Origin of the sequence: Streptomyces sp. AC602_WCS936 (genome assembly GCF_019049125.1) — a bacterium.
Taxonomy (GTDB): domain Bacteria; phylum Actinomycetota; class Actinomycetes; order Streptomycetales; family Streptomycetaceae; genus Streptomyces.
Genome location: NZ_JAGMUF010000003.1, coordinates 52,242 through 73,005 on the forward strand (window position 1 = coordinate 52,242; position 20,764 = coordinate 73,005).

General features: G+C 71.2%; 22 protein-coding genes. 10 read left to right on the forward strand and 12 right to left on the reverse strand.

From position 1 onward, the window contains the following. Positions 1–73: 73 nt before the first annotated feature. Positions 74–964, reverse strand: a complete 891-nt coding sequence (locus KUM03_RS01185) for a 2-hydroxy-3-oxopropionate reductase (protein ID WP_217244952.1) — start codon at positions 962–964, stop codon at positions 74–76. A 48-nt stretch (positions 965–1,012) separates the two neighbouring features. After that, a complete protein-coding gene (locus KUM03_RS01190) occupies positions 1,013–1,852 on the reverse strand; it encodes a TIM barrel protein (protein ID WP_217244953.1) in 840 nt (279 codons plus the stop codon). Between the two features lie 141 nt (positions 1,853–1,993). Between KUM03_RS01190 and KUM03_RS01195 the strand changes: the two genes are divergently transcribed. The 8 genes from KUM03_RS01195 (at position 1,994) to KUM03_RS01230 (ending at position 9,280) form a co-directional block, all read left to right on the forward strand. After that, positions 1,994–2,260, forward strand: a complete 267-nt coding sequence (locus KUM03_RS01195; RefSeq protein WP_073730385.1) for a hypothetical protein — start codon at positions 1,994–1,996, stop codon at positions 2,258–2,260. Further along, a complete protein-coding gene (locus KUM03_RS01200) occupies positions 2,257–2,625 on the forward strand; it encodes a helix-turn-helix domain-containing protein (RefSeq protein WP_217244955.1) in 369 nt (122 codons plus the stop codon). The genes KUM03_RS01195 and KUM03_RS01200 overlap by 4 nt, the downstream gene beginning before the upstream one ends. 149 nt (positions 2,626–2,774) lie before the next feature. After that, positions 2,775–3,284 carry a 2-oxo-4-hydroxy-4-carboxy-5-ureidoimidazoline decarboxylase gene (uraD, locus tag KUM03_RS01205; RefSeq protein ID WP_217244958.1) on the forward strand — a complete coding sequence of 170 codons (510 nt, stop codon included), beginning with the start codon at positions 2,775–2,777 and terminating at the stop codon, positions 3,282–3,284. A gap of 2 nt (positions 3,285–3,286) precedes the next feature. Further along, positions 3,287–3,688 carry a hydroxyisourate hydrolase gene (uraH, locus tag KUM03_RS01210; RefSeq protein ID WP_217244967.1) on the forward strand — a complete coding sequence of 134 codons (402 nt, stop codon included), beginning with the start codon at positions 3,287–3,289 and terminating at the stop codon, positions 3,686–3,688. A gap of 7 nt (positions 3,689–3,695) precedes the next feature. After that, positions 3,696–4,631 (forward strand): factor-independent urate hydroxylase, encoded by a 936-nt coding sequence (gene pucL / locus KUM03_RS01215; RefSeq protein ID WP_121749901.1) that lies wholly within the window; start codon positions 3,696–3,698, stop codon positions 4,629–4,631. A gap of 64 nt (positions 4,632–4,695) precedes the next feature. Then, positions 4,696–6,111, forward strand: a complete 1,416-nt coding sequence (locus tag KUM03_RS01220) for a nucleobase:cation symporter-2 family protein (RefSeq protein ID WP_217244968.1) — start codon at positions 4,696–4,698, stop codon at positions 6,109–6,111. A 72-nt stretch (positions 6,112–6,183) separates the two neighbouring features. Further along, positions 6,184–7,599: an 8-oxoguanine deaminase gene (locus tag KUM03_RS01225; protein ID WP_217244969.1), complete on the forward strand. Its 1,416-nt coding sequence runs from the start codon at positions 6,184–6,186 to the stop codon at positions 7,597–7,599. 292 nt (positions 7,600–7,891) lie between these two features. Next, a complete protein-coding gene (locus KUM03_RS01230; RefSeq protein WP_217244971.1) occupies positions 7,892–9,280 on the forward strand; it encodes a nucleobase:cation symporter-2 family protein in 1,389 nt (462 codons plus the stop codon). 107 nt (positions 9,281–9,387) lie between these two features. Here KUM03_RS01230 and KUM03_RS01235 read toward each other — a convergent pair whose 3' ends face one another. The 5 genes from KUM03_RS01235 to KUM03_RS01255 all read right to left on the reverse strand — a co-directional run bounded on the left by KUM03_RS01235 (position 9,388) and on the right by KUM03_RS01255 (position 12,800). Beyond that, on the reverse strand, positions 9,388–9,759 hold the full coding sequence (locus tag KUM03_RS01235; protein ID WP_217244972.1) for a DUF6086 family protein: 372 nt from the start codon (positions 9,757–9,759) through the stop codon (positions 9,388–9,390). 35 nt (positions 9,760–9,794) lie between these two features. Next, positions 9,795–10,217 (reverse strand): thioesterase family protein, encoded by a 423-nt coding sequence (locus KUM03_RS01240; protein ID WP_217244973.1) that lies wholly within the window; start codon positions 10,215–10,217, stop codon positions 9,795–9,797. 63 nt (positions 10,218–10,280) lie between these two features. Beyond that, positions 10,281–10,922 (reverse strand): hypothetical protein, encoded by a 642-nt coding sequence (locus KUM03_RS01245; protein ID WP_217244974.1) that lies wholly within the window; start codon positions 10,920–10,922, stop codon positions 10,281–10,283. Positions 10,923–10,958: 36 nt separating this feature from the next. Then, positions 10,959–11,561: a histidine phosphatase family protein gene (locus KUM03_RS01250; RefSeq protein WP_217244975.1), complete on the reverse strand. Its 603-nt coding sequence runs from the start codon at positions 11,559–11,561 to the stop codon at positions 10,959–10,961. A 30-nt stretch (positions 11,562–11,591) separates the two neighbouring features. Further along, positions 11,592–12,800, reverse strand: coding sequence for a pyridoxal phosphate-dependent aminotransferase (locus KUM03_RS01255; protein WP_217244977.1), 1,209 nt, complete (start codon positions 12,798–12,800; stop codon positions 11,592–11,594). A gap of 87 nt (positions 12,801–12,887) precedes the next feature. Between KUM03_RS01255 and KUM03_RS01260 the strand changes: the two genes are divergently transcribed. After that, entirely contained in the window at positions 12,888–13,535 is a 648-nt protein-coding gene (locus KUM03_RS01260) for a helix-turn-helix domain-containing protein (RefSeq protein ID WP_217244978.1), read from the forward strand. 52 nt (positions 13,536–13,587) lie between these two features. On the opposite strand, the gene KUM03_RS01265 is transcribed toward KUM03_RS01260, so the two are convergent. The 3 genes from KUM03_RS01265 to KUM03_RS01275 all read right to left on the reverse strand — a co-directional run bounded on the left by KUM03_RS01265 (position 13,588) and on the right by KUM03_RS01275 (position 17,227). Then, on the reverse strand, positions 13,588–14,391 hold the full coding sequence (locus tag KUM03_RS01265) for a hypothetical protein (RefSeq protein ID WP_217244980.1): 804 nt from the start codon (positions 14,389–14,391) through the stop codon (positions 13,588–13,590). After that, positions 14,391–15,665, reverse strand: coding sequence for a VWA domain-containing protein (locus tag KUM03_RS01270; RefSeq protein ID WP_217244982.1), 1,275 nt, complete (start codon positions 15,663–15,665; stop codon positions 14,391–14,393). Before KUM03_RS01270 ends, KUM03_RS01265 begins: the two co-directional genes overlap by 1 nt. A 62-nt stretch (positions 15,666–15,727) precedes the next feature. Continuing rightward, a complete protein-coding gene (locus KUM03_RS01275) occupies positions 15,728–17,227 on the reverse strand; it encodes an IucA/IucC family protein (RefSeq protein WP_217244983.1) in 1,500 nt (499 codons plus the stop codon). Between the two features lie 136 nt (positions 17,228–17,363). Between KUM03_RS01275 and KUM03_RS01280 the strand changes: the two genes are divergently transcribed. Next, complete coding sequence (locus tag KUM03_RS01280; RefSeq protein ID WP_217244985.1) at positions 17,364–18,896, forward strand: IucA/IucC family siderophore biosynthesis protein; 1,533 nt, start codon at positions 17,364–17,366, stop codon at positions 18,894–18,896. Positions 18,897–18,911: 15 nt separating this feature from the next. Here KUM03_RS01280 and KUM03_RS01285 read toward each other — a convergent pair whose 3' ends face one another. Next, positions 18,912–19,775 (reverse strand): carbohydrate ABC transporter permease, encoded by an 864-nt coding sequence (locus KUM03_RS01285; protein ID WP_217244987.1) that lies wholly within the window; start codon positions 19,773–19,775, stop codon positions 18,912–18,914. Then, on the reverse strand, positions 19,772–20,746 hold the full coding sequence (locus KUM03_RS01290; protein WP_217244988.1) for a carbohydrate ABC transporter permease: 975 nt from the start codon (positions 20,744–20,746) through the stop codon (positions 19,772–19,774). The genes KUM03_RS01285 and KUM03_RS01290 overlap by 4 nt, the downstream gene beginning before the upstream one ends. Positions 20,747–20,764: the final 18 nt, after the last annotated feature.

Below are 20,764 nucleotides of genomic sequence, written 5' to 3' on the forward strand. Positions count from 1 at the left end.
CGGCGCCGCCGCTCGGGCGCGACAGGACAGGTGTCAGCGACGGCGCCGCCCGGAGGTCTGGTTGACCGCGAGGTCAGACCTGGGCGCCGGACAGGCGCTCCACGGCCCGCAGCAGGGCCGAGTGGTCCAGGCCGCCGTCACCCTGGGCGCGCAGCGAGGCGACCAGCTGGGCGACCACGGCGCCGACCGGCAGCGCGGCGCCGACGTTGCGGGCGGCGTCGGTGACGATGCCCATGTCCTTGTGGTGCAGATCGATGCGGAAGCCCGGCTTGAAGTCGCGGCCCAGGAAGTTGTCCTTCTTCCGCGTCAGCACCGTCGAGCCGGCCAGGCCGCCGTTGAGGACGTCGAGGGCGGCCTTGAGGTCCACGCCCGACTTCTCCAGGAAGACCACGGCCTCGGCGCACGCCTGGATGTTCACGGCGACGATGAGCTGGTTGGCGGCCTTCACGGTCTGGCCCGAACCGTGCGGACCGCACAGCACGATGGTCTTGCCCAGCGCCTCCAGCAGCGGCTTGGCCTCGTCGAAGTCGGCCTGCTCACCGCCGACCATGATGGACAGCACGGCCTCGATGGCACCGGCCTCGCCGCCGGAGACCGGGGCGTCCAGGACGCGGACGCCCTTGTCCTTGGCGGCCTTCGCCAGGTCGATCGAGGTCTGCGGCGTGATCGAGGACATGTCGACCAGCAGCGCGCCGGACTTGGCGTTCTCCAGGATGCCGTCGGGGCCGTAGGCGATGGCCTCGACCTGCGGCGACGCGGGCACCATGGTGACGATGACGTCGGCGTCGCGCACGGCCTCGGCGATCGAGCCGGCCGCGGTGCCGCCGGCGGCGGACAGGCGGTCCAGCTTCTCCTGCTCCAGGGTGAAGCCGGTGACCTGGTAACCCGCCTTGATCAGGTTCTCGGACATGGGGGAGCCCATGATGCCGAGACCGACCCAGGCGACCTTGGGGAGCGTGCTCATGATGGGTACCTCTCTGAAAATCTGTGGAGAATTCCTGCGGGGTGGCGCTCAGCGGGCCGCGCGGGCCTCGGCCGGCAGCCAGGAGAAGGCCTCGGCGCTGGGGTTGTCGCCCGGCTTGTACTCCAGGCCGACCCAGCCGTCGTAACCGGCCTTCTTCAGCTGGTCGAGCAGCTCCTGGAGCGGGAGGGAGCCCGTGCCGGGGGCGCCGCGGCCCGGGTTGTCGGCGATCTGCACGTGGCCGGTCTTCGCGGCGTACGCGTCGATCACCTGCGGCAGGTCCTCGCCGTTCATGGACAGGTGGTAGAGGTCCATGAGGAACTTGGCGTTGCCGAGCCCGGTGGCCTCGTTGACCTTGTCGACGACCTCGATCGCGGCCGGCGCCGACACCAGCGGGTACAGCGGCGACTCGGGCTTGTTGAGCGCCTCGATCAGCAGGATCGCGCCGATCCGGTCGGCCGCGCGGGCGGCGAGGACCAGGTTCTCCAGCGCCAGCTTGTCCTGCTCGGCCGGGTCCACGCCCTCGACGCGGTTGCCGTACAGGGCGTTCAGCGCCGTGCAGCCCAGCGACTTCGCGAAGTCGGCGGCCACGTCGATGTTGGCGCGGAAGCGGTCCGACTCCTCGCCGGGCACGGACAGGGCGCCGCGGTCGGGGCCCGGGAGCTGTCCCGCGTAGAAGTTCAGTCCGGTGAGCTGGACGCCCGCGTCCTCGATCGCCTTCTTCAGGGCGTCGAGCTCGGACCGCTCGGGGGTGGGGGAGTCGATCCACGGCCACCACAGCTCGACCGCGGTGAAGCCGGCCGCGGCGGCGGCCGCGGGACGCTCCAGGAGCGGGAGTTCCGTGAAGAGGATCGACAGGTTGACGTTGAAGCGCTGATCTGCGAAGCCCATCGGGTGCCGCGCTCCCTTCCGTTTCGTTCGTTGTTCCGCATTACGGAAGTTCGTTTCTGCGTAATGGAAGATTGCCGGTGGAGCTCCGCACTTGTCAAGAGGGGGCGGCGTAAAACGGTCACCGCGCGTTAGGTTGACCGGGTGCGATTGAGAGTGGAGTTCACGACCGAGCCCTTCGACCTGGACGAGGCGCCCGCGCACGCGGTGGTCGCCCGTGAGGTCGTCGAGGCCGCCGAGCTGGACGAGGTGGACGTCGGCCCGTTCGGCAACACCGCCGAGGGCGGCGCCGACGCGGTGCTCACCGCCGTGGACGCGCTGCTGCGCCGGTCCCTGGAGGCCGGGGCCACCCGGATCTCCCTCCAGGTCAACGTGGTCGGGCAGGACGCCGAAGGGGAGGACGAGCGGTGAGCGGACCGGGGGAGGAGCCCTTCATCGCGGCCGTGAAGCCCCTGGTCGACTCCATCGGGGGTGAGATGCTGCCGCCGGACGAGGCGGGCCAGGACGACGTCGTCCTCGCCTGGGAGGGTGCCGACGTCGTCGCCGTGCGCCTGCCGCAGCTCGCCGACTCCCTGGACCACATCCTCGCGGCCATGGAGCGCCGGCAGGGCAGGCCGCTGGCCGAACTGGACCGGCGCGCCAAACAGGAGGTCGTACGCACTCTTGAGGCGCGCGGCGCCTTCTCCGTGCGGCACGGCGTGGAGACCGTCGCGGGCGCCCTCGGCGTCAGCCGCTTCACCGTCTACAACTACCTCAACCGCGAGAAGGACTCCTGACCTGCACGGGAGCCCCGCATCACGAGCCGCCGTCCGGTATCCGGACGGCGGCTTTCGTCACAGCGAATTTTCAACAAAGTGTTGACGCGTTGTTTCCGAGGGCGTTAGCTATCGGCACGCCCGTTCAGCACAAGGCCACGGAGGCTCCCGTGACGTCCACTTCCGCGTCGGGCCTGGCCCGTTTCAACGCCCTCGAGGAGTCCGCGGCACTCGCGGAACTCCACGAGGCGTGTGCCTCGACGGCGTGGGCCCGGCACCTGCTCGCCGCCCGCCCCTACGCCACCACCGAGGACCTGTACGCCGCGAGTGACGCCGCCATGGCCGAGCTGACGGCGGACGACCTCGCCGAGGCGATGGCCGGGCACCCGCCCATCGGCCGCCCCAAGCCGGGCGACCCGACCTCCTCGCGCGAGCAGGCCGGAATGGCCGGCGCCTCCGAGGAACTCAAGGCGGAGATGCTCGAACTCAACCTGGCCTACCAGGACAAGTTCGGCCACGTCTTCCTCATCTGCGCCACCGGCCGGACCGGCGAGCAGATGCGGGACGCGGTCAAGGAGCGGATCGGCAACTCGCCCGAGCAGGAGCGCGAGATCGTCCGCACCGAACTGGGGAAGATCAACCGTATCCGCCTTTCCCGACTCGTCGAACAGGACGCCTGACCATGAGCACCAGCACCACCGCCTCCGTGTCCACGCACATCCTGGACACCAGCGTCGGCCGCCCCGCCGAGACAGTCGCCGTCCAGCTCGCCGCCCGCTCGGGCAGCGACGCGGACTGGCAGACGCTCGGCGGCTCCGCCACCGACGCCGACGGCCGGTGCAAGGACCTCCCGGCCCTGCCGGAGGGCACCACACACGTACGGCTCGACTTCGACACCGAGACGTACTTCGCCAAGAAAGAAGCCGCGGCCCAGCAGGACGCCCCCGCGCTCCGGGACAGCGAGAACGGCCGGCCGGTGTTCTTCCCCGAGGTCACCATCACCTTCGCGGTGGTGCCCGGGGAGCACTACCACGTTCCGCTGCTGCTCAACCCGTTCGGCTACTCCGTTTACCGAGGGAGCTGACCGAATCATGACCCGTTTCGTCCTGGGACAGAACCAGTACGGCAAGGCAGAGAACCGCGTCGTCAAGATCACGCGTGACGGCGACACGCACCACATCAAGGACCTGAACGTCTCCGTCGCCCTCTCCGGCGACATGGAGGAGGTCCACCGCAGCGGGTCCAACGCGAACGTCCTGCCGACCGACACCACCAAGAACACGGTGTTCGCCTTCGCCAAGGAGCACGGGATCGAGAGCGCCGAGGACCTCGGCGTCAAGCTCGCCCGCCACTTCGTCGACAACAACGAGCCCATCCACCGGGCCCGCATCCGCGTCGAGGAGTACGGCTGGGAGCGGATCGAGACCTCCAAGGGCGGCGCCCGCTTCGTCGGCTCGGAGGAGATCGCCCACTCCTTCGTCCGCACGGGCCAGGAGACCCGCGTCGCGGAGATCACCTACGACGGCCACGGCATCCAGGTGCTCTCCGGGTTCAAGGACCTCACCGTCCTGAACTCGACCAACTCCGAGTTCTTCGGCTACCTGAAGGACAAGTACACCACCCTCAAGGAGGACTACGACCGGATCCTCGCCACCACCGTCTCCACCTGGTGGCGGCACAACTGGGACGGCGTCGACTCGCACGCCCCGGACTGGGACCGCTCGTACAACGGGGTGCGCAAGCACGCGCTCCAGGCCTTCGCCGAGACCTACTCGTACTCGCTCCAGCAGACCCTCTTCGAGATGGGTGTGCGGGTGCTGAACTCGCGCGACGAGGTCGACGAGATCCGCTTCTCGATGCCCAACAAGCACCACTTCCGCTCGGACCTGTCGCCGTTCGGGATCGACAACGAGGCCAAGGACGGCGCCGTGTACTACGCCGCCGACCGCCCCTACGGCCTGATCGAGGCCACCATCCTGCGGGACGGCGCCGAGCAGCTGATCCCGGTCGACATGACCAACCTCTGACGCGGGACGCGCGCCACCGGCCCGGCCGCTCGGGCCGGTGGCGCGCCACACCGGAGGGAACACCATGGCACAGCCTGCAACGGAGCCGGCGAAAGGCTCAAGTTCCACCCCGTCACCGGAGCACACGAAGGACGCCGTCACGTCCGTGCACCCGGTCGACGAGAAGCTCCACCCCTCGCGGCTCGTCCCCGCCGCGCTCCAGCACATCGCCGCGATGTACGCGGGCGTCGTCACTCCTCCGCTCATCATCGGCCAGGCCGTCGGCCTCGACATCGAGGGCCGCACCCGGCTGATCGCGGCGAGCCTGCTCATCGCGGGCATCGCCACCCTGATCCAGACCATCGGCGTCAAGGGCTTCGTCGGCAACCGCCTGCCCTTCGTCAACGCCGCCTCCTCGGCCGGCATCGCGCCCATCCTCGCGATCGCCGAGACCAACAGCCCGGGCAGCCAACTCCCCGCCATCTACGGCGCGGTGATGGTCGCCGGTGTCTTCTGCCTCGCCGTCGGCCCGTTCTTCGGGCGGCTGCTGCGCTTCTTCCCGCCCCTGGTCACCGGTGTGGTCATCACCCTCATCGGCGTCACGCTGATGCCGGTCCCGGTCGGCTGGGCCCAGGGCGGCGACAAGGCCGCCGCCGACTTCGGCTCGATGCGCAACCTCGCGCTCGCCGCCTTCACCCTCGGCGTCATCCTCGTCATCCAACGCTTCGGCAAGGGCTTCCTCAAGCAAGTCGCCCTGCTCCTCGGGCTGTTGGTCGGCACCCTGGCCGCCATCCCCTTCGGCATGGCCGACTTCAGCGGCATCGAGTCCGCGCCGGTCGCCGCGCTGCCCACGCCCTTCGCCTTCGGCGCCCCCGAGTTCCAGCCCGCCGCCATCCTGTCGCTGTGCATCGTGATGCTGGTCCTGATGACCGAGTCGTCCGCCGGCATGCTCGCCCTCGGCGAGATCTGCGACCGCCGCGCCGACTCCAAGGTCATCACCCGCGGCCTGCGCACCGACGGCCTCGCCACCCTGGTCGGCCCCGTCTTCGGCGGCTTCCCGACCTCCGCCTTCGCGCAGAACGTCGGCGTCGTCTCCCTCACCCGGGTCCGCAGCCGCTACGTCGTCGCCGTCGCCGGCGCCACCCTGCTGGTCCTCGGCGCCTTCCCCGTCCTCGGCGCCGTGGTCTCCCTGGTGCCGATGCCGGTCCTGGGTGGCGCGGGCATCGTCCTCTTCGGCTCGATCGCGGTCAGCGGCATCCGTACGCTGTCCGAGGCCGGGCTCGACGACAGCTCCAACATCATCCTGGTCGCCGTGGCGCTCGGCGCGGGCATCATCCCGCTGGCCGCCCCGACCTTCTACGCCGAGTTCCCCGCCTGGGCGCAGACCGTGCTCGGCTCCGGCATCAGCGCCGGCGCGCTCGTCGCGGTCACGCTCAACCTGTTCTTCCACCATCTCGGCACCCGCGGCCGCCCCACGGCCGCGGCACTCAAATCCTCCTAGGGTCCTGCCGTGCCCTCCCCGTGGGTACTCGACTCCCCGCCCACGGGCCGCACCGAAAGAGAAGGAAGCAGCATGGCAGCATCAGCGGCAGCCGATCGCGTCGCCGCCACCACGGCACCCGATCGCATCGTCATCGAGAACTGCGCCATCGCGACCGTCGACGCGGACGACACCGAGTACGCCTCGGGCCACGTCGTCCTCGCCGGCAACCGGATCGAGGCGGTCGGCGCGGGGCGGGCACCCGAGGACCTGGAGAACGTCGTACGCCGGATCGACGCGACCGGACACCTGGTCACGCCCGGCCTGGTCAACACCCACCACCACTTCTACCAGTGGCTCACGCGAGGCCTGGCGACCGACCACAACCTGTTCGACTGGCTGGTCGCGCTCTACCCGACCTGGGCGCGCATCGACGAGCCGATGGCGTACGCGGCGGCCCAGGGGTCGCTCGCGATGATGGCCCGGGGCGGTGTCACCACGGCCGCGGACCACCACTACATCCACCCCCGGGGCGCCGGTGACCTGTCCGGCGCGATCATCCGCGCCGCCCGCGAGACGGGCGTCCGCTTCACCCTCGCCCGGGGCTCCATGGACCGCGGCGAGTCCGACGGCGGGCTGCCGCCGGACTTCGCGGTGGAGAGCCTGGACGACGCGCTCGCCGCCACCGAGGCCACGGTCCGGGAGCACCACGACGCCTCCTTCGACGCGATGACGCAGATCGCCGTGGCGCCCTGCTCGCCGTTCTCCGTCTCCACCGAACTGATGCGCCAGGGGGCCGAGTTGGCGCGTCGGCTGGGCGTGCGGCTGCACACCCACGGGTCGGAGACCGTGGAGGAGGAGAAGTTCTGCCACGAGCTGTTCGGCATGGGCCCGACCGACTACTTCGAGTCCACCGGCTGGCTCGGCGAGGACGTGTGGATGGCGCACTGCGTCCACATGACCGACTCCGACATCGCCGCCTTCGCCCGCACGAGGACCGGCGTCGCCCACTGCCCGTCCTCCAACGCCCGCCTGGCCGCGGGCATCGCCCGGGTCCCCGACATGCTCGCCGCCGGCGTCCCGGTCGGCCTCGGCGTCGACGGCACCGCCTCCAACGAGTCGGGCGAACTCCACACCGAACTGCGAGGCGCCCTGCTGGTCAACCGCCTCGGCGCCCACCGCGAGGCCGCGCTGAACGCCCGCAAGGCGCTGCGGCTGGGCACGTACGGCGGGGCCCAGGTGCTGGGCCGCGCCGCCGAGACCGGCTCGCTGGAGGCCGGCAAGCTCGCGGACCTGGTGCTGTGGCGGATGGACACGCTCGCCCACTCCTCGATCGCCGACCCGGTGACCGCCCTGGTCTTCGGCGCTCCGGCGCCGGTCACCGCCTCGTTCGTCAACGGCCGCCGGATCGTCGAGGACGGCCGGCTGCTCACGGTCGACGAGGACGCCGTGGCCCGCTCCACCCGGGACGAGGCGCGACGGCTGGCGACGATCGCCGCACAGACCTGAGCACCGCAGACCTGAGCACCGCAGACCTGAAGACCTGAAGACCTGAACACCAGAACACCGAAGAACCGAACACCACTTGATCTCCGGCCGGGAGGGACGGCTCCCGGCCGGTAGCCATGGACCCGAGCGGGGCCCATGGCGGCCGTCTCCGGGGCGTGCGTCCCATACGCACGCCCCCGGAGCGGTTCCCGTTTCCCCGAACGGGGTCCGTCCCGGTCCCGCACGACCGCCCGCACCACCTCCCTGACACCCGCGTCAATGCCGACGTGTAACCGACCGGAGGAACGCCGCCGTGGCCGACCACCCTGTTGACGAGAAACTCCCGCCACTGAAAATGGCGACGACCGGCCTGCAGCACGTGGCCGCCATGTACGCCGGAGTCGTCGCTCCACCCCTGATCGTCGGTGCGGCCATCGGCCTGACCGCGACCGAACTGACCTTCCTCACCGGCGCCTGCCTGTTCACCGCGGGCCTCGCCACCTTCCTGCAGACGCTCGGCATCTGGAAGATCGGTGCCCGGCTGCCCTTCGTCAACGGCGTCACCTTCGCCGGTGTCGCCCCCATGACCGCGATCGTCGCCTCCACCGAGGACAAGTCCGACGCGCTGCCGATCATCTTCGGCGCCGTCATCGTCGCCGGACTCCTAGGCTTCTTCGCGGCGCCCTTCTTCAGCAAGGCGATCCGCTTCTTCCCGCCGGTCGTCACCGGCACCGTCATCACCCTCATAGGCGTGTCCCTGCTGCCCGTCGCCTTCGGCTGGGCACAGGGACCGAGCCCCGAGGCCGACGACTTCGGCTCCTCGACCAACCTGGGCCTGGCCGCCATCACCCTGGTCATCGTCCTCGTCCTGCGCCGCTTCACCCGGGGCTTCGTCAAGCAGATCGCCGTGCTGCTCGGCCTGGTCGCGGGCACGCTCATCGCGATCCCGTTCGGCGTCACGGACTTCGGGCCGGTCGCGGACGCGAGCGTCGTGGGCTTCCCGACCCCGTTCCACTTCGGCGCCCCGCAGTTCCAGCTCGCCGCGATCCTGTCGATGTGCGTGGTGATGGTGGTCTCGATGACCGAGTCCACCGCCGACATGCTCGCCCTCGGTGAGATCGTGGACCGCAAGGCCGACGAGAAGACCATCGCGGCCGGCCTGCGCGCCGACACCCTCGGCTCGGCGATCAGCCCGCTCTTCAACGGCTTCATGTGCAGCGCCTTCGCCCAGAACATCGGCCTGGTCGCGATGACCAAGATCCGCAGCCGCTACGTCGTCGCCGCGGGCGGCGGGTTCCTGGTGCTGATGGGTCTGTGTCCGATGGCCGCCTCGCTCATCGCCGTGGTACCCCGTCCCGTACTCGGCGGCGCGGGCATCGTCCTCTTCGGCTCCGTCGCGGCCAGCGGCATCCAGACCCTGGTCCGGGCGAGCCTGGACAAGGACAACAACGTCCTGATCGTGGCGGTCTCCCTGGCCGTCGGCATCATCCCGATCGCGGAGCCGGAGTTCTACCACGCGTTCCCGGAGAACGCGAAGATCATCCTGGACTCGGGCATCTCGACCGGCTGCGTCGTCGCCGTCCTGCTCAACCTGGTCTTCAACCACATCGGCGGACGCAAGCGCGAGGCGGAGGACGTGACCCACCCCATGGAGGCGGGCGAGGAGATCACCGAGGCCACCCGGGCCCCGGCCACCCCGTGAGGCGGGCACCGGGCGAACCCCGGGCGTTAACCGGGCCGGCGCCTCGACCAGAGGCGCCGGCCAGCACACGTCCCGGGGACCGGTCCGGAGTCCGCACGAAGGCCGGCTCAGTCCGTCCACATGGCACGCACGTAGGAGTCCAGGTCTTCCAGCAGACCGTCCTCACTCTCGGGGGTCCGGGTGATCGAGCCGTCGCCCTTCTCGAGCATGACGACCGAGGGCAGCAGGAGCCCGCGCAGGAGATCGTGCAGGACGAAGTTGTTCGTGGAGCAGTATCTGTCGTACAGCCCCTGGGTGAACTGCTGGAACACCGGGAGGTCCACGACACTCCCACCGAGTCGCTCGCTCTCGGTCAAGCCCGTGGAAATGCCGTGCAGTTCACCGGCTTCCCGGGCGAGGGCCACGTAGGCCTGCCCCACCTTGAGCGCCGGATCCCAGAGCAACCTCGACCCGTCGGCAGCTTGGAACGGATAACCCATCAGAACCTCTCCGTCGCGAGTCGCACCGTCCGGGATCAGAGCTCGAACAGCCCTGGATCCGTCGCCAAGTCCTTGAACCGGCGCCCCGGTTCCGGCAGCAGTCTGCGCTCCCGCAGGTCCATCAGCCCGCCGACCCCCTCGACCTCGGCGGCCACCGTGCCGTCCGTCTTGCGGATGACCTGGACGATCCGGAACGTCTTGCCCTCGCCCCACTCGAAGGCGCAGGTCACCTCGACCTCGTCACCCGCGAGCAACTCCCGCCGGAAGCGGATCGTCGTCTCCAGGGCCACCGGGCCCACGCCCCGGGCCACGAGGTCGGCCTGGCGGATTCCCGCGGCCTGGAGCAGCGACCAGCGGGCGTGCTCCGCGTAGTTCAGGTACACGGACTGGTTCAGATGGCCCTGTGTGTCGGTCTCGTACCCGCGGACGGTCACGGGCACGGAGAACGGTTCGCTCACGGCTGCTGCCTCTCCTCACACACGAACTGCACGAACTGACCGGCCGATCCTGACACGCGGGCCTCACACCTTTCGCGGGGAGGCCAGCAGGTAACGGGCCCTCGTGCGCGGCTCGGTGTGCTCCCCGACCTGCCAGCCCGCCCGCTCCAGCGTCGCCGCGCAGGCCCGCAGCGCGGTGCCGTCGGGCTCGTACACGGCGACGGCCTCGGGCTGCGGCGTCGCGCGCACCCGGTAACCGTCACCGCCGTCGGGCCCGGCCGGACGACACCCGGCGGCCTCCAGGGCGAGCGCGGCGGCCGGCACGAGATGCGTACGCTCCCACCCGCACGGCCGGTCCGTCGCCCCGTCGGAATGCGTCATCCGGCGCAGCTCCAGCAGCCCCTGCCAGGCGCTGAGCACCTCCCGCAGCCGCGCCGGACCGCCCGCCGGAGCGGGGTCCTCGCCGCCGACCCGCGCGGCGAACACCCCGCCGGCGTCCGACGAGGGCGGCTCGTCGCCCGAAGGCGCCTCTTCCCTGGCCGGGTCCTCCCGTATCCGGTGCCCCGCCGGGGTGAGGAAGTGATCGTGCGGCGGACGCGGATGCCGGAAGGCCAGCCCCCGCTTGACCAGCGCCGCGAGCTGCGCCTCCGTGCCCTTCAGCCGCCCGGTCACGGGGTCGGCGGCGGCGATGACACGCCGCTGCGCGGCGGTCGGCGACAGTGCCACGGCGTCCTCCTCCCCTGGGGCCCACACCTCAGAAGGCTACGACGGGGGTCTGACATTCCAGGCGGCGATCACCGGACGCGCGTGCTCCGTGCCCAGCCGGCACAGCGTCCCCGTGCCCAGCTGGAACAGGGCGCCGTCGGACGGCGGCAGCCCCAGGTACCGCGCGGTCAGCACCCGCAGGAAGTGCCCGTGCGCCACGAGCACCACGCACCCCTCGGTGTTGGCGAACGCGGCCTCCGCCCTGGCCAGCACCCGGTCGGCCCGCTCGCCGACCTGCTCGGGTGTCTCCCCTGGATGCTCCGGCGGCCCGGGGGCGACCCCGTCCGTGAACAGGAACCAGTCCGGCCGGCTCCGGTGGATCTCGACCGTCGTGATCCCCTCGTACCCGCCGTAGTCCCACTCGTGCAGGTCCGGATCGACACGCACCTCGCCCCGCAGCCCGATCAGCTCGGCGGTCTCCCGGGCCCGCTGGAAGGGGCTGACGAACGCGGCCCCGACGCGGTGCGACCGGATCAACGGCACCAGACTCCGCGCCTGCTCCCGCCCGTGCTCGGTCAGCGGGACGTCCGTCAGCCCGGTGTGCCGCCCGGACCGCGACCACTCGGTCTCACCGTGCCGGACCAGAAAGAGATCACCCATGGCCCCAGGCTACGGCGGGGGTCGCTCCTCCTACTGCCGGTACCCGCCCAGGAACCGCCCGATCCGCCCGATGGCCGCCTCCAGGTCCTCCGCGTGGGGCAGCGTCAGGATGCGGAAGTGGTCGGGGCTCGGCCAGTTGAAGCCCGTGCCCTGGACGACCTGGATCTTCTCGCGCAGCAGCAGGTCCAGGACGAAGCGCTCGTCGTCGTGGATCGCGTGCACCTTCGGGTCGATGCGCGGGAAGGCGTACAGCGCGCCCTTCGGCTTCACGCAGGACACGCCCGGGATCTCGTTCAGCTTCTCCCAGGCGACGTCCCGCTGTTCGCGCAGGCGCCCGCCAGGCGCGGTCAGTTCGCGGATGGACTGCCGGCCGCCGAGTGCCGCCTGGATGGCGTACTGGGCGGGCGCGTTGGCGCACAGCCGCATGGAGGCCAGCATGGTCAGGCCCTCCAGGTAGTCCTTCGCGTGCTGCTTCGGGCCCGTGACCACCAGCCAGCCGGAGCGGAAGCCCGCCACCCGGTACGTCTTGGACAGGCCGCAGAAGGTGAGGACCACCAGGTCGGGGGCGAGGGCGGCGGCCGAGTGGTGGACGGCGTCGTCGTAGAGGATCTGGTCGTAGATCTCGTCGGCGAAGACCATCAGACCGTGCCGGCGGGCGAGGTCGAGGATGCCCTCGACGATCTCCTTGGGGTAGACCGCGCCGGTGGGGTTGTTGGGGTTGATGATGACGACCGCCTTGGTGCGGTCGGTGATCTTCGACTCCATGTCGGCCAGGTCCGGGTACCACTCCGCCTGCTCGTCGCACAGGTAGTGGACCGCCTTGCCGCCCGCGAGGGTGGTCACCGCCGTCCAGAGGGGGAAGTCGGGGGCGGGGATCAGTACCTCGTCGCCGTCCTCCAGCAGCGCCTGTACGGCCATGGAGACCAGCTCGGACACGCCGTTGCCGAGGAAGACGTCGTCCACGTCCACCTCCAGGCCGAGCGCCTGGTAGCGCTGGGCGACGGCCCGGCGGGCGGAGAGGATGCCCCGGGAGTCGGTGTAGCCGTGCGCTTGCGGCAGCATCCGGATCATGTCCTGGAGGATCTCCTCCGGCGCCTCGAAGCCGAAGACCGCCGGGTTGCCGGTGTTCAGGCGCAGCACGCTGTGTCCGGCCTCCTCCAGCGCGTCGGCGTGCTCGATGACCGGGCCGCGGATCTCGTAACAGACCTCGCTGAGCTTGTTCGACTGCCGGAACTCCATGCGCCGCTACCCCTCCGGAATCTGGTGTTGCTTGGTTTTACCAAGTAGGAGCTTGGAAAGTCCAACAACTTGTCTACACTGCGTCGCATGTCACCTCGTCCTCGCCGAAGCTACGACCAGTACTGTTCCGCCGCCCGCGCCCTCGACGCCGTCGGCGACCGCTGGACCCTGCTGATCGTCCGCGAGCTGCTGGCCGGTCCGCGGCGCTACACCGACCTGCACGCCGACCTGCCCGGCGTCAGCACGGACGTACTCGCCTCACGGCTGAAGGACATGGAGCGCGAGGGTCTGACGACCCGGCGCCGGCTGCCCCCGCCGGGAGCCGCCTACGTCTACGAACTCACCGAGCGCGGCAGCGAGTTGCTGCCGGTGCTGGAGGCCCTCGGCGCTTGGGGCGCTCGTGAACTGGGGGAGCGGCGGCCCACGGACGCCGTACGGGCGCACTGGTCCGCGCTGCCCCTGCGGCGGGCGCTGCGGGAGGCCGGGGCGGGGGAGGGGGTCGTCGAAGTCCGGCTGGAGGAGGGGACCTTCCACCTCTGCGCCGGGGACGGGGCGGACGGGCCCGTGTACGGCGACGGTCCCGCGCCCGGGGAGCCCGACGCACGGCTCGTCATGGACGCCGGAACCTGCGCGTCCGTGTGTCGCGGGGAGTTGAGCCTGCGGGACGCGGTGCACGAGGGCCGTGTCGATGTGGCCGGTGAGGGAACGGCGGCGAAGGCGCTCAGGGAGGCGTGAGACGGCGGAAGGCCCGCTTTCCGGCGGGCCTTCCGTATCGTTCAGGGGTCGTTCAGGCCCCCGGCGGCACCCGCGACGGCCGCCCCGACCCGCGGGTCAGCGCGTACCCGCCGACGCCCGCGAGCGCGGCCAGCACACCACCGATCCCGGTCCACACCCACCGGTCGGACCACCAGCCGGAGGACCAGCCGTCCTCGGGCTCGATCGCGGACAGCACCGCGCCGCGGTCCTCCTCGCCCTCGTCCGCACCGGACTTCATCGCGACGCCCGGCACCAGCGGCTCGGACAGCGAACCGTCCACCGCCGCCGCGCCGCCCATGTCCTTCGAGCCGACCTCGATCTCGGCGCCCACCCGGGCACCGAGGTCGGCGGTGGGCAGGTCCACGGCCGTCAGCCGGACGTAGTACGTGCCCGGCAGCGGGTCGTTCGCCCACGGCTCGGACCAGGCGCGGACGGTGCGCAGCACGCAGGCCAGCTCCACGGAGGAGGCGTCCGCCGCCGCGGTGCGGGTCTGGGCGCCCCACTGGCAGGCCTGGCGCCGGCGCAGACCGTCGTACACGTCGACCCGCCAGGTCTGGGCCGCGTGCGTCTCCGGCAGCTTCACCGTGGCCCGCACCGTGGGACGCTGGCCGGCGTCGGCCGGGAACGACCAGTACAGGTAGTCACCGGCGGCACCGTTCGCGGTCGCCCGCTGCCCCTGCTCGATCTCGGTCGCCGTCCGGAAGGAGGTGCCCGCCGTCGTCGGCGCGTCACCGTCCCCGGAGGGGCTCGCGGAGGGCGAGGAGTCGGCCGCCGCCGGCGACGCGGCGAGGCCCAGCAGCAGGACCGCGGCACTCAAAGTTCGTACAGCACTCATCAGTTGGCCCTCCAGACCGCGAACCGCCAGCGCGACAGCCAGCCCCACAGCAGACCGGCGAGGAAGCCGACGAGCACCAGCACGCCGAGCAGCCACCAGCCGCGCCCGAGACCGAAAGAGGCCACGTCGTCGGCGTCGCCCGGACCGTCCACGACGTCGACGGTCAGCTCCAGCGGCAGCCCCGGCGTCGTCTTCACACCGGAGGCGACGGAGAAGGAGTTGGTGACCTGGAGGCACACGGCCTCGGCCGCCGGCTTGTCCCCGTCCGCCTCGTCGCTCTCCGCCTTCGGATACCGCAGACCGGTCGAGATCACGTCCGTACGGCCGTTGCCCGCCGCCTCACCGCGCACGATCTCCCGGCCGTGCACCGTCACCGCCCGCAGCAGCACGCCGTGGGACGGATTGACGGCACGGTCCGCGCCGACGCTCACCGAGGCGCGCAGCTCCTGTCCGGGCAGCACGTCCACCCGGTACCAGCGCTGCTGACCGAACTCCTCGCGGTCGGTGTACAGCCCCGACACCAGCGTCGGCGCCTTCGCGCACGAGTCGCCGCCCTCGGTGGCCACCGGCGTCACCACGGGGTCGGCCGCCCGGTCCACCAACTGGTTGACCCGGTCGGTGAGTTCGTCGGTGTGCTCGACGGAGGTGTACGTCCCGCCGGTCGCCTCCGCGATGCAGCTGAGCTGCTGCCGCATCTTGGCGTTGGGGACCAGACCGAGCGTGTCGATGGTCAGCCCGATGCCCTTGGCGGCGATCTCGCGCGCCACCTCGCACGGGTCGAGCGGGGCGCAGGTGTCCTCGCCGTCACTGATCAGCACGATCCGCTTGGAACCGTCGCCGCCCTCGAGATCGTCGGCCGCCGCGAGCAGCGCGGGACCGATCGGCGTCCAGCCGGTGGGCGACAGGGTCGCGACCGCCGTCTTGGCCTCGGTGCGGTCCAGCGGGCCCACCGGGTAGAGCTGCGCGGTGTCCTTGCAGCCCCGCTTGCGGTCGTCGCCCGGGTAGTCGGCGCCCAGCGTCCGGATGCCCAGTTGCACCTCCTCGGGCGTGGCGTCGAGCACCTCGTTGAACGCCTGCTTGGCCGCGGCCATCCGCGTCCCGCCGTCGATGTCCCGGGTCCGCATCGAACCACTGACGTCGAGCACCAGATTTACCTTCGGCGCGTCCTCGCCCGTGGGTTCACCGGCGGCCGCGCCGGACGGGAACGCGAGCCCCGCCGTCAGCGCGGCGAGCAGGGCACAGGCACCCGCCGCCAGCCGTGTTCTTGTGATCATCGGCGGATCTTATTGATCAGTGGTGCCGGGTTCCAAAACGAGACCGCTCGGACGCCCCGACTTCACCCCCAGTGCAGCGGATTGGGCAGCCGGGCCCAGCGGTCCCCGCCGTTCTCCGGCGAAGTGCGCATCAGCGTCAGCGCCTTGACCGGCAGCGGCTCCTCGCACAGCGCCACGACGTCCGGTGTGCGCGGCAGTTCGCGCACGGCCCCCGCCAGCGCCTCCCGCAGCGCCGGACCCGAGCCCACGGTCGCCGCCAGCGCACCACCCACCAGCGAACCGAACAGCTTGCGGCGCAGCACCACCGGGTCGTCCGTGACCATGCGCGGCGGCAGTTCGGGGACCGGGACGCCGTGCCGGGCCAGGCGTGCCGGACTCACCCTGATGTCGGCGAGGTCGCGATAGACCAGCCGCAGGGGCTCGCCCGCCCGGTCCAGCACCACCAGCAGATTCTGGCCGTGAGCCTCCAGGGCCACGCCCAGCTCCAGGGCGCGCAGTCCGACGGTGAGCGCGAGCCGGGCGAAGGCGGCCGGCCAGCCGGGGCGGCGGGGCAGCCCGGTGGTGGCGAGGGCGGCCACCGGAACGACGCGCTCGCCACCGCTCGCGTACACCTCCGGCGACTCACGCAGTACGGCGGCCAGGTCGGGGGAGTGGGCGGTGGCCGCCCCCAGGGTGCGGGTCATGTGGAGCAGGCCGTCCGTACGCGCCGCCAGATCCTCCCCGAAGGCCGACAGGGTCGCCGACGCGGCGATCGATGCGACCGAGATGTCCCGCACGGAGGAGGTGAGCCGGGCACTGAGCGCCGTCTTGACGTGGGGCCCGCCGGGCACGGCGAGCGTACGCAGGGACATCAGCGGATGCGCGGCGATCCGTTCCTCGCACGGCCGCTTCAGCACGTGCGCCGCCTGCCACGGATGCACCGGGATCAGCACCTCCGCCCCGTCCCGCAGGTGCGCCGGCCACATCCCCGTCACCAGGCACGCGGAGGCCGGCACGGGCACCAGACCCAGCCCCACCACCGGCCGGTGCTCGGGCCCGTACGCGAGCTGGTCCGCCACCGAGAAACCCGGACGGGAACGGCAGTTGGGGTGATAGGGATGCCCGTCCACCACTCGCTGCTCCCAGGACCAGTCACACTCCGGCCACTCGTCCGGGTGATTCTCCGGGGCCGTCCGCGACAGCGCCAACGACGCCACACTGTGCCCGAGTTCCGCCGCGAACCCCGCCGAGTGCGGCACGGCGAGGTTCGTCGTCAGCCGCGCCGGATCGTCGTAGGGCACGTCGTCGAGGTGTACGCCGCGGACGTACGCGTCGGTCCGGTACGGGTCGGCGGCCGGACCGGCCAGCCGGCGGCCGTCCCGCAGGCGCAGGACGAGCCCGTCGCGCACGGCGTCCCGGCCCGCGACCCACGGCAGCGGTTCATGGGCGAACGCGCGCCACAGCCGGGTCAGCACGGCCGCGCGGGCGCCGGGCAGCCCGGCCGTGAACTCGGGCAGGAGACCGGGACGGACGACGGCCAGCTCGTCGGCGACCTCGGTCTCCGCGGTGGGGGGACGATGCACGGGCGGGCTCCTCGGGTACGAACCGGGTACGAGTCGGGCACGAGTAGGAGGTCACGGCACAGGGACGACGACGGACATCACGACAGACATACTGATCGTCTCCGCCTCTCCGCCATGGACAGACCGTAGGGAACGAGTGGAACGCGTGGATTTCCTGCCCCCGCCCACCGGCGTCGACGCCGCCGCCCGCCCGGGCGTTGCCGAATCGGCCGACGCCTACGCGATGGTGCCGCTGCTCAACTGCCTGCTGCGCGAGGTGGCCGAACCCCTGCCGAACCCCGGCCCCCGGCCGGTGTACCGGCTGCCCGGCGGCCGACTGCTGCGGGTGCGCGCGGGCCGCCGCCCCGCCGAGCCGGAGGTCGGCACGGCGGCGGGCGGCTGGCAACGGCTCGGCCATCCCGAACTGGTCAAACTCGTCGCCGAGGAACTGCGCCACCACACCGGCCTGCCCAACCACGAACTGCCCACCGAGATCACCGACAGCCGCGACACGGTGGCCGCCCTGCTCACGGCCCGCGCCCGCGCCACCCCGCCCCAGGACCCCTACCTCCGCTCCGAACAGGCCCTTCTCACCGGCCACACCCACCACCCGGCCCCCAAGGCGCGCGGCGGGGGCCCGCGCGCCGGCTGGCTGCCGTACGCGCCCGAGGCGCACGCCCGCTTCCCGCTGACCCTGCTCGCCGTGCGCGAGGACACGGTCGTCGAGGAGGGCGACACCGCCGCCCTCGATGCCCTGGCCGAGGCCCCGCCCGGCTACCGGCTGCTCCCGGCCCACCCCTGGCAACTCGACCTGACCGCGGGCACCCTCGCCCCCGCCTTCGCCGACGGCCGCCTGATCCGCCTCGGCACGACCGGCGGCTTCGTCTGGCCGACGGCCGCGATCCGCACGGTGTACGCCCCCGACCCAGACCTCTTCCTCAAGTTCAGCCTCGACGTACGCATCACCAACGACATCCGCCGCCTGTGGCGCCACGACCTGCTGAAACTGCGCCGCACCGACACCGCCGTCACCGAGGCCTTCGACGCCATCGGCCCACCGGCCGTCTGGCTCGCCGACCGCGGCTACCGCACGGCGGGCTTCGCCTTCGAGGAACTGGCCGTCGTCGTCCGCGACGGACTGCGGGGCCGCGTCCTGCCGGGCGCCACCCCGTTGCTCGCCGCCGCGCTCGTGGAGGGCTTCGAGGGCAGCCCCCTGGCGGCCGCCGGCGACCCGGCGGCCTGGTGGGAGGCGTACCTCGCGGCCGTCGTCCCGCCCGTCCTGACGGCCTTCGCCGAGGACGGCGTCGTCCTGGAGGCGCACCTGCAGAACACCCTGGTCGCCGTGGACGACGCCACGGGCACACCGGTGCAGGCCCTCTTCCGCGACGCCGAGGGCGTCAAGCTGCGGCCGGACACCTCGCGGGCGGCCGGCTGGGAACGGCTGGTGTACTGCCTCGTCGTCAACCACCTCGTGGAGATCGCCGCCGCCCTGGCCGAGCACCACCCCGGCCTCGACCCCTGGCCCGCCGCCCGCCGGGCCCTGGCCCGCCACACCGACCTGCCGGAGATCCCGGCCCTCCTCACCTCGCCCACCCTCCCGGCGAAGACGAACCTCCTGCTCCGTTGGACGGGCGCGGACGGGGCCGACGCGCGGTACCGGCCGCTGGCCAACCCGCTGCGGGGGGCGTGAGCGCTGGGCCCCTCACTACTTGGTGGCTCCTTGTGCGAAGCCGTTGTAGATGTACCGCTGGAGGAACAGGAAGATCACCAAGGTCGGCACGATGACGAGCACGGCACCGGCGGAGATGTACTCCCAGTGCGCCCCGAACGGCCCCTTGAACCGGAACAGGGCCGTTGACATGGTCCCGAGATCCTCCTTGGGCATGTAGAGGAACGGGATGTAGAAGTCGTTGTACGTGGTGATGCCCTTGATGATGACCACCGTGGCGATGGCCGGCTTCAGCAAAGGGAAGATGATCTTCCGGTAGATGGTGAAGGAGTTGGCGCCGTCGAGCCGCGCGGCCTCGTCGAGGGACCTGGGGATTCCGCGGATGAACTGCAGGAAGATGTAGATGGCCACGATGTCGGTGCCCATGTACAGGAGGATCGGCGCCCACCGGGTGTTGAACAGCCCGAAGCTGTTGACGACCTGGAAGGTGGCGACCTGTGTCGTCACGGCCGGCACCAGCGTGGCGATCAGGAACGAGGCCATGACGAGCTTCTTGAAGCGGAAGTCGAAGCGGTCGATGGCGTAGGCGGTCATCGAGCCGATGATCACGGTGCCGGTGATGGAGAACAGCAGGATGAAGGCCGTGTTGCCGAAGGCCTGCAGCATGTGGCCGTCGTTGAAGGCCGTGGCGTAGTTGGAGAAGTTGAGCCAGTCGTCCGGCAGCGCCAGGGCGCCCTGGCCGTCGGAGATCTCCCCGTAGGACTTCAGCGAGGTCAGGAAGATCACGGCGAGTGGCAGCAGCACCACGAGTGAGGCTACGACCAGCGACAGGTACGTCAGGGCGGTGCTGATGCGCGGCCGGCGGCGGGACCGGCCCCGGGCAGGGGCGGTGATGGTCATACGAGGTCCACCTTCTCGTCGGGCACGAGGCGGCGCTGGATCCAGGTGATCAGCAGAATGATCACCAGCAGCACCACGGCGCAGGCCGATGCCAGGCCGGTCTTGTTGAACTGGAAGGCGAACTTCACCGTCTGGATGACGAACGTCGAGGTCTCCGTCGCACCGCCGGTCATGATGTACGGGATTTCGAAGACGGAGAGGGAGCCGGAGATCGCCAGGATGACGCTCAGGCCCAGCACCGGCCGGATGCTCGGCGCGATGATGTGCCGGAACTGCTTCCAGCGGCCGGCGCCGTCCAGTTGGGCGGCCTCGTAGAGCTCGCCGGGGATCGACTGGATCGCGCCGAGGAACAGCACGAAGTTCAGGCCGGTGAAGCGCCACACGGACACGCCGGCCATGGAGGTGTTGGCCGACTCGGGACTGCCCAGCCAGGCGTGGTCGGTGCCGACGCCGAACCAGGACAGGACCGAGTCGAGCGTGCCGCCGTCCTGGAAGAAGTACAGGAAGACGAAGCCGATCGCGACGCCGTTGATCAGGTACGGGAAGAACAGGATGCCCTTGAACAGGTTCCTGAAGCGCAGGTCGAAGCTGAGGACGGCGGCGAAGTACAGGGCGATGACGATCTGCACGACGGACGCCGCAAGGTAGTAGAGGCTCACCGCGAACACCCGGAACAGCTCGGGGCGGGTGAAGATCTCGGTGTAGTTGTCCGCACCGACGTAGTTGCGGTCGGGGCTGATGCCGTCCCAGTCGGTGAAGCTGTAGTAGATCATGTTGCCCACCGGCACGTACGTGAACGTGATCAGCAGGGCGAGGGGAGCCAGCAGGAACAGCCACGGCGTGATCTTGCGCATCGGCAGGTCGCGCCACGAGGCGCCGGCACCCGCGCGATGCCGGGAACGTTGCTTGCCGGTGGGGCCCGGCCCGGCGGCCGGGGCGGGTGGTGAAGCGGTGGAAGCGGTTCGGGTCATTGCGGAGCCAGGGCCTTT